At 46.9% G+C, this 13,070-nt stretch carries 11 protein-coding genes and 1 pseudogene; 11 read left to right on the forward strand and 1 reads right to left on the reverse strand.

All coding sequences use genetic code 11. The features are described from left to right. The 5 genes from L5656_RS05275 to L5656_RS05295 all read left to right on the forward strand — a co-directional run. Positions 1-317: integrase core domain-containing protein (locus L5656_RS05275; RefSeq protein ID WP_366017947.1), on the forward strand; the 317-nt coding region annotated here is incomplete at its 5' end. A gap of 761 nt (positions 318-1,078) precedes the next feature. Beyond that, the gene (locus tag L5656_RS05280) at positions 1,079-1,708 is read left to right on the forward strand and encodes a TetR/AcrR family transcriptional regulator (RefSeq protein ID WP_297200077.1); all 630 of its coding nucleotides are present in this window, start codon (positions 1,079-1,081) and stop codon (positions 1,706-1,708) included. A 263-nt stretch (positions 1,709-1,971) separates the two neighbouring features. Beyond that, positions 1,972-3,282: an efflux RND transporter periplasmic adaptor subunit gene (locus L5656_RS05285; RefSeq protein ID WP_297200080.1), complete on the forward strand. Its 1,311-nt coding sequence runs from the start codon at positions 1,972-1,974 to the stop codon at positions 3,280-3,282. Then, positions 3,279-6,422, forward strand: coding sequence for an efflux RND transporter permease subunit (locus tag L5656_RS05290; RefSeq protein ID WP_297200082.1), 3,144 nt, complete (start codon positions 3,279-3,281; stop codon positions 6,420-6,422). Before L5656_RS05285 ends, L5656_RS05290 begins: the two co-directional genes overlap by 4 nt. A gap of 59 nt (positions 6,423-6,481) precedes the next feature. Then, the gene (locus tag L5656_RS05295) at positions 6,482-6,772 is read left to right on the forward strand and encodes a PG0541 family transporter-associated protein (protein ID WP_297200085.1); all 291 of its coding nucleotides are present in this window, start codon (positions 6,482-6,484) and stop codon (positions 6,770-6,772) included. Between the two features lie 206 nt (positions 6,773-6,978). Here the strand turns inward: L5656_RS05295 and L5656_RS05300 are convergent, their stop codons facing one another. Then, complete coding sequence (locus tag L5656_RS05300; RefSeq protein WP_297200086.1) at positions 6,979-7,242, reverse strand: AbrB/MazE/SpoVT family DNA-binding domain-containing protein; 264 nt, start codon at positions 7,240-7,242, stop codon at positions 6,979-6,981. Positions 7,243-7,667: 425 nt separating this feature from the next. Between L5656_RS05300 and L5656_RS05305 the strand changes: the two are divergent. The 6 genes and pseudogenes from L5656_RS05305 to L5656_RS05330 form a co-directional block, all read left to right on the forward strand. After that, positions 7,668-8,201 (forward strand): annotated as a pseudogene (locus L5656_RS05305) (IS3 family transposase); the annotation flags it as partial. Positions 8,202-8,347: 146 nt separating this feature from the next. Continuing rightward, a complete protein-coding gene (locus L5656_RS05310) occupies positions 8,348-9,040 on the forward strand; it encodes a hypothetical protein (RefSeq protein ID WP_297200092.1) in 693 nt (230 codons plus the stop codon). 258 nt (positions 9,041-9,298) lie between these two features. Beyond that, positions 9,299-9,679 (forward strand): hypothetical protein, encoded by a 381-nt coding sequence (locus tag L5656_RS05315; protein ID WP_297200095.1) that lies wholly within the window; start codon positions 9,299-9,301, stop codon positions 9,677-9,679. Positions 9,680-9,764: 85 nt separating this feature from the next. Further along, the gene (locus L5656_RS05320) at positions 9,765-9,926 is read left to right on the forward strand and encodes a hypothetical protein (RefSeq protein WP_297200098.1); all 162 of its coding nucleotides are present in this window, start codon (positions 9,765-9,767) and stop codon (positions 9,924-9,926) included. A 141-nt stretch (positions 9,927-10,067) separates the two neighbouring features. Next, entirely contained in the window at positions 10,068-11,345 is a 1,278-nt protein-coding gene (locus tag L5656_RS05325; RefSeq protein WP_297200102.1) for a helix-turn-helix transcriptional regulator, read from the forward strand. Next, positions 11,318-12,862: a DnaB-like helicase C-terminal domain-containing protein gene (locus tag L5656_RS05330; protein ID WP_297200104.1), complete on the forward strand. Its 1,545-nt coding sequence runs from the start codon at positions 11,318-11,320 to the stop codon at positions 12,860-12,862. The genes L5656_RS05325 and L5656_RS05330 overlap by 28 nt, the downstream gene beginning before the upstream one ends. The last annotated feature ends 208 nt before the right edge of the window (positions 12,863-13,070 follow it).

Genomic DNA, 13,070 nt, shown 5'->3' on the forward strand with positions numbered 1-13,070 from the left:
TAGTGGCGGTAAAAGAAGCCATTGCTAAAGCCAAGCCGGAGATAATGAATAGCGATCAGGGAGCTCAGTTTACCGACCCGGACTACATAAAGCTCCTAGAAGGAGCAGGTATAAGGATTAGCATGGACGGGAGAGGCCAGGCTACCGACAACATTTTCACCGAACGCCTCTGGCGCAGTCTCAAATACGAAGAAGTTTATCTCAACGAATATGAAAGTCCCCGTGAAGCCAGGCAAGGGATATCTCGGTATCTAGAGTTTTACAACTACCGCCGGCCTCACCAATCCTTAAAATACAGGACGCCGGCAGAAGTCTAGTATGGAAAGGGCTAAGACATATTATGCCAAATCTGGAATCTAAAAAATTGACTCATAAACTATCCCACACCACTATTCACCATATTAGGTTTATCCTTCCACGCTTAAAATTTTAAAAATCGTGTCTTGACAAAGGGGTCCACCTTAGTTTACCACTATGCACTCGAAGAAGCGAAGGTATTTTATGAACAGTAGGAAGAGAGAACAGGAAGTCCTCAAATGGCTGGATAGAGCGAGAAAAGACCTCCGCGCACCAAGATGCTTTAGAACGATGAAGGACCGGACTTTGACTTGGCCTGTTTTACTTATCTCAACAACGTACTGAAAAGAGCTTAAAAGCCCTCTTAATCAGCCTTCGGATAAGGTCTGCTTGTCTTCCACATATTGGTCATCTTGCTCTAAAACAGTAAGAGAATCGCAGATTTTACCGTAAGTTCCAAACCCATCGTTTTTTACATAATGAAATTTTTGCATAGCACAGTATTCAAGCTCTCCACCTCGGGACTTGACAAGAAGATTACGTGCTTATATAGTGAATTTGGGTTCATTTTATGATGCCAAATTCATACAGTGGTCAAATCCAGATTTTGGTGCAAAACGCCTCCTGAGTCAAGTTGAAGTCGCACTAACGGATAAAGTGAGAAAAGCTAAGGAGAAGAGCCGAACAAGTTAATAAAGCACTCAAAGTGGTATTAATAGGAAACTAGGAGATTTTACACCATATTTTGGATTTGACCCATACACTTCACTTGGGGGACAAAATGAAAAAGGATAAATTATCCAGAAAAGAAAGGGAACAACTACAGCGCCGCACGGAAATTCTACAAGCCGCTTTGGAATTATTCTCCCAAAAGGGGTATCATAACGTTTCCATGCAAGAAATAGCCGCACGGGCGGAATTTGCCGTAGGTACCATTTACAAGTTCTTTAAAAGTAAAGAAGAACTGTATAGAGAGGTTTTAATGCAGACGGCTATCCTAATCTGTTCTACTTTATCGGAAGTGCTAGAAGAGAAGGTGAATGAGTATATCACTATAAAGAAATATTTGGAAACGAAATGTAAACTTTTTATGGAAAACATCTCGGCTATACAACTTTACTTTGCAGAGGTGGGTGGCGGCGTGAGAATTAATGTCAAGAGGGCATTGGACACTGAGCTGCGCAGTTTCTATGACCAGATGATTCGAAAGCTGGCCACTGTTTTTGACAAGGGTATTCAAAAGAAGATTTTCCAGGCGTTTGACCCGTATTACCTGGCTTTGGCCCTTGAGAGTATAAGCAACGCTTTTCTTTTTGAGTGGATGGAAAACCCAGACAAATTTCCGATTAGTACGATTGCCGATCTGACAGAGAAAATATTTCTTGAACGAATATCCCTCTTGCCAAAATAATCAACTTACCCGCATTCTTTTTTCACGCGTACCTCCCGTTCCGGCTTGCAGGTTAAGTTTTTGGTAGGACTACCTGAGCGGTGCACTGTCCCAAGCGATGGCAATCGTTTTGCTTTCTGACAGACCTATTATGCTAAGGAGCGGGGCCAGCAAGGAGACCACCTGGACATCGACAGAGAGTTTAACCAGAATAGGAAGCAAATTTTCTTACGCGAAGGTGTCGGAGTGACTTTGTGCCGGGCTGGGAAGGAGGTTATCCTGGGGTGGAAAAGAAGTTAGCTCTCAGAAGCAAAACAGGTATCATCATCGCTATCGCTTTTGTCTTAATTTTGCTTATTGGGTTTGCTACCTTCAATTACGTTCGGCATAGTGCCAAAGAAGAGGATACTGCCGAAAAAACAGAAACGATACCTGTACAGGTGGCCGAAGCGAGGCTAATGAACCTGCAGTGGGTTCTGGAACTAACAGGAGAGATCAAACCGGCAGCCGTGATAGACGTTTACCCCAAGATTGGGGGGAAAATCATCGAGAAAATATTTTTCGAAACCGGCGATTACGTTAAAAGCGGAGACCTGATAGCTGTTCTGGAAGATAAAGCTATCAAAGCCCAGCTTGAAGAGGCAACGGCAGGCCTGGCCGCAGCTGAGGCCGGGGTAAAGCAAAGTGAGGCAAACCTTCAGGCAGCCAGCGCCAACTTTGAATCGAGCAAGGCAAACCTTAAAACAAGCAAAGCAAACTTGGAGTTGATCAAAAAAGAACGGCTCCGCGTAGAAAGTCTTTACCAGGCAGGTGCTGTGCCGGAACAGGAACTTGATCGGATCAACTCCCAACATGAAGTTGCCGAAGCCCAGTACAGTGCTGCTGAGGCTCAATCCAAAGCTGCCGAGGCGCAGTATAAAGCGGCTTTAGAAGCAAAGAATTTGGCGATAACCCAGGTCGAGAGGGCGAAGGCAGCTTTAAAACAATTACAGATAGTTTATGACGAACATAAGATATACGCGCCCATCTCGGGATTTATTGCTGCCCGCTACGTGGAGCAGGGAGACATGGCCAGCAACAGCAAACCGATTGTTCGTATCTCCCGGGAAGATGAGCTAAAAATCGTCTGCAGTGTAACGGAAAAGGATTTTCCCCAACTCAAAAAGGGGATGAAAGCAGAAATAACCGTAGATGCTTTCCCCGGGAAGGTTTTTGAAGGCGTGGTCTCGGTTATCAGCCCGACTATTGACCCGGCCACCCGGACGGCCGAAATTGAAATACGCATTCCCAATGAGAAGTATGAGCTTCGATCCGGTATGTTTGCCCGTATTAAGTTATATTTGGGCGAACGGGAAGCCCTGGCAGTTCCCACTGAAGCCCTTAATAAAATGCCGGGCACGGGAAGCTACTACGTATATGTCGTTGAAGATAACAAAGCAATTTTAAAAAACGTAAAAACGGGCATCACTCAGGGGGATTTTACCGAGATAACCGAGGGCTTAGCTGAAAAAGAGCTGGTTGTTATCAGAGGGCAGAACCGGCTTCACGACGGTGCGCAGGTTTCTATAGAGGAAAGAGGTGTTACGGGGCAGTGAGGCTTCCTGAGTTTTCCGTTAAACAGCCGGTGGCCACCTTAATGCTTTTCCTGGCCGTAATTATTTTGGGAGTACTTTCTCTAACCAGGCTTCCCATTGATCTGCTTCCGGACATCGAAATGCCGGTGGTAAGTGTCCTGACCGTCTGGCCGGGAGCGAGCGCTTCCGACGTGGAAACAGAAATTACCAAGCATATCGAAGATCAGCTCACCATGGTAAACAACTTAGATACGCTTACCTCTAAGTCCCTAGATAATCTCTCCCTGGTATCCTGTAAATTCGAATGGGGTACGGATCTCGAAGAGGCTACCAACGACATCCGGGACAAGCTGGAACTGGCCAAAAAGAAACTGCCGGACGAGGCAGAAGAACCTATAATTTTTAAGTTCAGCAGCGCCAGCATCCCCGTCCTGGTAATGACCGTCACCGGAGATACCAGCTGGCCGAGACTCTATTATTTGACGGAGAAAAAAATTGCCGATGAATTGAAGCGCGTTCCGGGAGTTGGTGCCGTTCAGCTGTACGGGGGTATGAAGAGGCAAATAAATGTTCATTTCGATCTTCAAAAAATAAACGGTTACCACCTGAATTTAATGCAGGTTAAACAGGTTCTAGCAGCAGAGAATTTAAACCTTCCTGCCGGCAGTATAAAATCCGGTACGCAGGAATATTTTGTCCGTATTCCGGCCAGGTACAAGGACATAGAAGAAATAAAAAATACGGTGGTCGGCTATTTTAACGGCAAACCTGTTTACCTCAAAGACGTAGCCGAAGTTGAAGATGCCTACAAAGAGCAAACTGTAAACGGCTGGGGGGACGGGAAAAAAGCCATAGTTCTTATTTTACAAAAGCAGACCGGTAAAAATACCGTAAAAGTTGTTCAGGATGTCAAGGATAAACTTAAAGAAATAGAAAAAGACCTGCCCACCGATGTTAAAATTAACACCGTTATGGACAGTTCCGAAACTATTTTACAATCCATTAAAACTTTGCAGCATGAGTTATTAAGGAGCGCCCTTCTTGTAATTATTGTTACTATTCTCTTTTTGAGAAGGGTCAGAGCGGCTATAATCATAGCTCTATCCATCCCCTTCTCGCTGATTATTGCTTTTATCTTTCTCTATTTCTTTGGTTACACTTTAAACGTGGTTTCTCTGATGTCGCTTGCGATTGTAACCGGCATGGTGGTAGATGACGCTATTGTAGTGCTGGAGAACATCACCCGGCACCTTGAGCACGGCGGCCGGCCGAAAACCAGCGCTATTTTTGGTGCTAGCGAAGTGGGCACGGCTATGACGGCTGCCACCCTGACAATAGTGGTGGTTTTTGTCCCGCTAATGTTTGTGAGGGGAATTACGGGGGCGCTTTTTAAAGAACTAGGGTTTGTTATTGTGGTGACCATGCTGGCTTCCCTTTTTACTTCCCTCTCTATGACGCCTATGCTGGCCTCAAGGTGGCTGGGAACCAGCAGTAATAAGGAATCCGCGGAAAAAGAGAGCTTCTGGAGCAAATTTTACACAACTACAGAGAAATATCTTGTTTTTATCGAAGCCCTCTACGGCCGCATACTTGCCTGGGCCCTGTCCCACAAAAAGGCCGTTATTATCGTGTCCGTTTTGATTTTTGCCAGCAGCCTCGCTCTGGTACCTTTTATGGGAAGCAGTTTTGTACCGGATATGGATTCCGGGGATGTCAACATCGAATTTCGCCTGCCGGAAGGAACAAGGATAGAAGAAACAACCAAGGTTATTGAAAAAATGCTGCAAACCATTGGTGAAATAGTAAAACCGGAGGAATTGAGGCACTCTTACGCCTTTTGCGGGCAGAGCGAAGAAGGATTTGGTGCGGCTCTGGGCATGGACGAAGGATCCAACGTGGGAATGATTGGTTTTAAGCTGGTAGACAGAGATAAGAGGGAACGCAGCGCGAAGGATATAGCCGGCAAGTTAAGAGAACAGCTGGAAAGAATACCAGGCATAAGCCGGATGAAGGTTACTGCCACGAGCCAAATTTCCTCACTCATGATGGGCGGCGGAAAGCCGATTGTCGTTGAAATTGCGGGCCCCGACTTGAAGACCAACCTCGAAGTGGCCGAACAGGTGAAAAGGATTGTTAAGGAAGTCCCCGGCACGACCGATGTTTCCCTTAGCCAAAAAGATCCCCGACCGGAGCTTTGGATAGAGGTGGATCGCCAAAAAGCAGCCTCTTTTGGTCTTAACATTGCCATGATTGCAGGTACGGTTCGTAACTATTTCTACGGGGATGCCTCTACCGAGTTCCGCGATGCGGGCGATAGCTTTGATATTTTCATCCGCCTGAGGGAGGAGGACAAAAACAAGCTGGAGAATTTGCCAGAAGTGCCGATCTTTACTCCCGACGGCAGAATGATTAAATTGAAAAATATCGCCGAAATAAAAAGTGGCGAGGGACCTGTAGAAATTGAAAGGAAAAACCGCCAGCGAATCGTGAAAGTAGAGGCAGACAGGTACGGCCGTTCCCTGGGAGAAATTACCGCCGACATTAAAAAGGCCATTAAAAATATGGATGTACCGCCCGGTGTTTCAATTAGCTTTGGCGGAGAAATTGAAGAACAACAAAAAGCATTTAAAGATCTTAGCCTGGTATTGGTCCTCGGAATTGTTCTTGTTTACATGGTTATGGCCTCGCTGTACGGCAATTTCAGGGATCCCCTGATCATAATGTTCTCTGTGCCCTTTGCTTTAACGGGTGTATTCTACGCATTTTATTTAACTGGTACAACCCTAAGCTTAATTTCTTACATGGGCATAATCATGCTGACAGGAATTGTAGTCAGAAATGCCATTGTCTTGCTTGACTACACCCACCTGTTGCAAAATAGAGGTCAGCCTTTACGGGAGGCGATAGTCAATGCCGGACGCAACAGGTTAAGGCCAATTCTGATGACTACCGCCGCCATGTTTTTCGGCATGCTGCCTCTGGCCATTTCCAGAGGTGTGGGTGCGGAAATATGGAACCCGCTAGGAATCACCATGTTGGGAGGGCTGTCCGTGTCCACCTTGGTCACCCTGGTGCTAATCCCGACGGTTTACAGCCTGTTTGAGGAGAGAAAACTCCGCAAGGTGGCCGGCATTCAGAAGGAAGGCGTGAAGCTCTCCTGACGATTTACACATGAGGATCTGCGGTTTTTGCCAAGTTATGTTTTCTGAGGGGTGCGGTAATGAAGCTCCTTTTTATCACTTATGATGTGGATTTTGACGAGGACGTAATGGAGATGCTCAATTCGCTGGGGGTTACCGGCTTTACCAAATGGGATAGGGTACTGGGCAAAGGGAAAAACAGTGAGCCCAAGCTGGATGATCCGGTATGGCCGGGGTTCAACTGTGCCGTAGCTGTGGTAATCAGCGATGATGATCAAGAAAGAATCTTAGAAGAGCTTAAGAAATTTTCCTTACGGCTTGACGGTAAGGGCTTTAAGGTTTTTGTGCTGCCGGTTTTAACGGTTATTTAAAAAACCTGGCGGTGCACAACATTAGGCAACTGGCCAAGGCGGTGGAAAAGAAGAGGAAAGAAATTGTACAGTTATCGCGGGGTGGCCCGTCGCTGGTTCTAGTGCTTTAGTTACAGCAGGTTTGGCAACAGGTCCGTTAACCATGGGGAGGCTCAGTCGATCCATCCGAAACCCCGGACGGTGGACCGTGAGGTATTGTCTTCGGATCAAATCTTACGCACTTCCTCTACCGCCCAGGCATAGTCTTCCGGGGTAACGGCGTTATTTAAAAGGAACTCCGCTTTGCGCTCTGGAGTATATATTTCCAGCGGATAAACACAGGCCGGTCTAAGGAGTATCCCTTCTTCCCGGGGCTCAAATACCAGAATACTTCCTTCCTCCAGGCGATACTGTTGCCGGAGTGCCGCGGGAATCGTAATGGTGCCCCGTTTTCCTACTCGTACTGGCTCAAATCTCTGTATAATGACCACCTCTGAAATTCAGAATATCGGTAAAAACCACTCGGGTCAATACAGGTATATAGGGCTACTCCTTTTTCCGGATATACTACCGTGCAAGAACCTTCAAACCTTCGGAAGAACTCCCGGCTTTCAGTATGTATTGGTACCAGCACCTCCGGCCTTATTGTCTCCACCAATTCTTCTATCCCGGGCCCATGAATGTGGCCGCTGGCGTGAAAGCCCGACTTCTCGCGGTTTTCCCCCAGGTTGCCGTAGAGCTTGAAGCCGAACAAGTTTATCCAGTTCTCTACCTTGCGGTGATCCAGCAACATCTCTTCGTTGAAGGCCTCACTGGAAGAATATATGTACGTACCCCCCTCCGGGCCTATGTCCAGCAGCGCGTGGAAGTCGTAGTAGGAGAAGCAGAGGATGAAGACGCCCGGGTTGCTCTTGATTCCCGCCGCGTCCACGAGCGTCGAGTATATCCCTACTTGCTGCGGAGCCTTTCTATTACTTACCCCAATCAAGTCTGGGGTATAGACATCACCTACATCCGGCTAGTTCGGGGATGGATGTACCTGGTGGCCATCATGGACTGGTACTCCCGCTTTGTGGTAAGCTGGGCCCTGGACCAGTGTTTAGAGACAGCCTTTGTATTAGTGGCGGTAAAAGAAGCCATTGCTAAAGCCAAGCCGGAGATAATGAATAGCGATCAGGGAGCTCAGTTTACCGACCCGGACTACATAAAGCTCCTAGAAGGAGCAGGTATAAGGATTAGCATGGACGGGAGAGGCCAGGCTACCGACAACATTTTCACCGAACGCCTCTGGCGCAGTCTCAAATACGAAGAAGTTTATCTCAACGAATATGAAAGTCCCCGTGAAGCCAGGCAAGGGATATCTCGGTATCTAGAGTTTTACAACTACCGCCGGCCTCACCAGTCCTTGGGATACAGGACGCCGGCAGAAGTCTACTATGGAAAGGGCTAAGACATATTATGCCAAATCTGGAATCCGAAAAATTTGTCTACAACCTATCCCATACCACTATTCGCCAGATTAGGCTTATCTTTCCACGCTTAAAATTTTAAAAATCGTGTCTTGACAAAGGGGTCCACCTTAAGGGATGTGTTTACGTGAAGTACGCACGTGAGGAAATTGCGGAAGATCTGGGCGTTTCCATACCTACGGCGGTCAAAGTCATGAAAGAATTGGCAAAATATGATCTCATCCAGGAAATAAACCTTGGCCGGGGAGAATCCAAGGTTATATACATTATGAAGCCAATTCTAGAGGAAATAGACATGTACAAAAAAGAACCCGGAAGCCTTGAGACTCAACAGACTTTAAAAATTTTAAAGTCTAGATTTCAAAAATCTTTAAGTCTAGAATTTAAAAATTTTAAACGGAATGATACTTACATTAACGAGAACAACAATAGTGAGACCTACAACTACTACCCGGAGCCACAAACAGAGTCGGCGAAAGAAAGTAGTACCACCGAAACCCTTTCTAAGTGTGGTAGTAGTAGTTGTGCCTCCACCAGCGAGATTGAAACCCTGGTTGAAAAGATACTGGACAAAAAGCTGAGCGACACTTTCGCCGCCAAGGTAGCTAAAAGCTATGGCCTGCAAGAGGTAGAAAAAGCCGCCCGAGCCGTAGCCGCTTACGCCGCCCAAGGTAAGCAAATACGAAGTGTAGAAGGTATGCTTCTAGCGGCCCTGCAAGGGAAGTGGGAGCCGCCTACATCCTTGGCGGCCCGGCCCCGGCCTGTGCCAATTTCCACAACAGACGACGATAAGTACAGGGATTTGTACCGTCTAGTCTAGGAGAGGAGACATTTAGCGTACTAAAATGCTTTTGGGCGGGGCCACCCTGCCCCGCCCCTGGAGGTGTCCATAATGAACTTTCGTAAACAAAAACCCTCCGGCGGGGTCGCATTGCCCCGCCATTCCACACACCTTTTAAAAAATGTCCAAAACTCATTGACAAAAGTTTGCGAATTAGGATAATCTTGACAATATACCAAAGTTATGTTACGCTACTTATAGCACTCAGATCACTTCGTTATATAGGAGGTATAACAAATGAGCCAACAACTGGAAGCTTTAGAGGCTCTTGAGAACGTCCTACAGGAATTACTTAGCGAAGCTAATACAGCTTTGGCCGTCTTGGACAAGATAGCTAGCACGTGTCCCAGTGTACTCAAGAAGGAACTCTATAGGGACAAGACTAGATACGTATTCTACCTCTTCTTCGAGGATAGTTATGACAAAGATATATTTGCCGTCTTCGACGTGGATGATGAAGGTCGTGTAGTCGCTTATCAGTGGGGTTCGGAGTGGGTACGGTATCTTAAAGTAAGAAGCAACCCCGCTGGGGTGCTGGCGACTTTGTTAGCAGAAGAAAAGAAAAGAGTCGCCAAAGTAGCAAGGTTGGCTGATGTTTTGAGTAGCGCAAAAAAATAATTTCCTAGAAAGAAGTCCGGTACCGGGTGGTAAAAACCCGGGCCGGACTATTACCTTTAAGCATAGCTTTAGGAGGTGAACGTATGTGGGAAAACGAGTAAACGTAGAGATAGATAGTAATGTATGGAGAAAAACAACTATTCTCGCTGCTATAGAGAAGAAAATGAAGAGGGAAATTGTAAATGAGGCTTTACAAAAGTATGTAGAAGAAAATCGTGAAAAATTACCGCTAAAGGATATTCTTTAGGACTAAAAAGAGGAGCAGTACAGCAACTTTTAGAGAAAGGCAAATATGATAGCCAGATAATATTCGTAGTTCACAAAAAACTGTAAATAGTAATGGTGAAATCAATAGTGATACCCGCTCCTCCTAACAGGAGGAGAAGCGATGAAAAAACAAGAAAACCGGCAGGAAAATATGCCAATTCCTACCAATCCGGTGGTGTATGCTGCCATGGGTGCTATTTGGGCCGGTGGGCCGAAGTGGGAACAGAAAGGTATTTGGGAGATTAAGCCTGAAGAAAATACAGCGCAGGTGAGATATTCAAGTCCAAGTGGTGGACAGATACAGGTATGGGTTGACCCTCGTGTGGAGAGCGAGATGGCTGTATGGACTATGGAGCAGTTAGAAAACTATCTCTCCACTCTTACGGATTTCACGGCTGACGTAGCCCTATCGGTTTTGGCAGCTCTGGCCGAAGCGAGATCCCCGTTGCTCCAGCCAGTAATAGTTGATGCTGATAAAATCATCAGGCAAAAGGGCATGCAAGCATGGGGAGAAAATAAAAAGGCTATACGCCAAATTATTGAGCGGGAAATGGAAAACCTCCAACATCTACGCTTTGAGGTGCATCAACTTCCGGCGATTGATCCTGAAACTGGAAGGTGGAATTCTAGAGGGTTCAACTGGCAAGGAGATAGACTTTTCGATATTGTGAGGATAGAAAAATACGACCTAAACAATGTGGCAATAATGTGGTCAGTGCGTGCTGGGCAATGGGCATATTATTTTCTCTCTCCCTCGGCACGGAGGTGGGTATGTAATTTTGCAGGTGCACTCCTTAAATTGAGCCACCGGCAAGACAGGAAAGTAGAGGTCCTAGCTAAACGCATAGGATATTACGTTATGTTGAACAAGTGGAGGCTTGCGAAAGGTCAACCATTAAGGTGGAGTATTGGTACGCTGTGTAACGCCATACGGGAAAATCCACTAGAAGACGCTCACCCTGGACGCTTTAGGGAAGCCTTTGAAAGCGCTCTTGAATTATTGGTGGAGAAGAAGGTTTTCGAGAGAGTAGTATATCCTCAAGAATATTGGCAAGATGTGAATCGGAGCAAGGGTTGGGTTACACGGTGGCTTAAGTATGAAATAACGATCATTTTGCCTAGTGAGAGCGAGGAAATAGAAAGTCAGGAAAAAACTGCTTTTCCGACTGCCAAAGCTCTTCCACCTGCCAAGACCTCAAAACGTAAAGGAGAAACTAAAATAGACGGCAATGAGATAAGAAAAATCCGGCAAGAGAGGAACTGGCGGCAGGAAGAACTGGCACGCTATCTGGGGATTAGCCGTAGATACCTTTCAAATATAGAAAATGGCAAGTCTCAGCCCGGAGCCGCAATTGCCAAGAAGATATTGCAATGGTTGAAAGAGCAACCGGGGAAATAGCCCGGTTGCTTTCTTGTGTATGTGATGTGAACTTTAAAACCCTTGGCAGGCAGCAGAAAAACCTTACCAGGTGGCAGCAAAACCTTACCAGGTGGCAGAATGTGAACTTTTGCGATCCTTGGAAGCCTTGGGAATCAAGGCATCCAGGGGATGTGAACTCCTTTAATAAGTTTAATATGTTTAACGTGGCGGCGGGGGCGCTAGAAGCGCCCCCGCCGCCTGCTACAATGTACCTTGAAGGTAATTTCTTTCCCGGAGGGATCAATATGGCTAAGGAGTTTACTTCCTTTACGGATGAGCGGTTAGAAAGTTCGCTCCTCGCATCAATTTTCGCTAGACCCGAAACGTATTGGGAGGTAGCAGACCTTCTACCCTTGGAGGCTTTTGGAAGCAGAAATAGAGAACTCTACAAACGGCTCAGTATCGCAATAGAAAACGATCTCCCTCTCCCTTCGGTTCCTATAAATGCGGCCCCCGCCCCCGCCCCTGACCCGGTGGCGGCTGCCAAACGGCTTGCCGAACTGTACCAGAAGCGACTTCTAGCCGACCTGGCCCAGACCTTCCTGGAGAAACTGCGCGGGGAGACTTCGGCTACCGATCTGATGACGGAGTTAGAGGATAACCTGGCTCGGGTGCAGCAGAGGATTAAGGAGCGGGTTGGGGATGTAGTAGCTTTGCCCGACCTGTTGCCGGAGGTACTTTCTGATGTAGCGGCCAGGCGGCAGGCGGTAAAGGAGCAGGGTGTGGCGGCTGTGGGGTTACCAACAGGAATCGGTAAGCTAGATAAGTTGCTGGGCGGCCTCCAGCCCGGCTTGCACTTGCTCGCTGCCGAGCCGGGGATGGGGAAAACAACCTTCGCTTTACAGGTGGCCGCCAACGTAGCTAAAGGGTATCCGGCTTTGTTTGTGAGCTTTGAGGAAACCATAACTCGATTGGCGCTAAAGATCATTTGTGCCAGAGCTGGATTAGAAGCAAAAAGGTTTTCTGACGGGTTTGGGGAACCAGGGGAATTAGAGCGGATAGCGAGGGAATATGGCCCGGAGTTGGCGAGACTGTATTTTATAGAGGGCACGGGCAAGCTGACAGTGCCGCAGCTAAAGGCCAAAGCTCTTCAAATAATGGCTAGGGAGAAGGCTGGAAAATGTCTAGTAATAGTGGATTATTTACAAAGGTGGGCTGCAAGCAGGCGGGAGTTTAACGATTTTCGGCATACTGTATCAAATTTAGTAAGCGAACTACGTGAACTAGCTCTACGCCTGAGTAGTCCAGTTCTGGTCATTTCCAGCCAAAATCGGCCTGGCCAGGGTAGTGCAAACCTTACAAGCCTGAAAGAAAGTGGCGATCTTGAGTATTCGGCGGATACGGCTATCTTTTTAGTTGACGCTCAAAAACGTACAGCAACCCCACCTTCACGGGCCGTAGATCTTGCAGTAGAGAAAAACCGCTATGGCGATAAGGGCCGTGTGGAACTTATCTTCCGTCCTGATGTCGGTATATTTAGGGAGGTGGCTAAGTAAGCATGTATGATGTTTGAGGTCCATTTTTGGGCCAAGGTATCAGGGAGCTAAGCATAATAAGTTTTGGCAAACGAAATCGTTCTTGGCGGGGCCACTCTGCCCCGCCCGTAGCTTGGATTTCCGGATTATACAAACAAACGGGAGTACGTTTTAGGATTTCTTTCTTCAGCAGGATTTTTTGTTTTATGTCGAATTGGAGACTGTAACC

This window comes from Thermanaeromonas sp. (assembly GCF_021890735.1).
Lineage (GTDB): Bacteria > Bacillota > DSM-521 > Neomoorellales > Neomoorellaceae > Thermanaeromonas.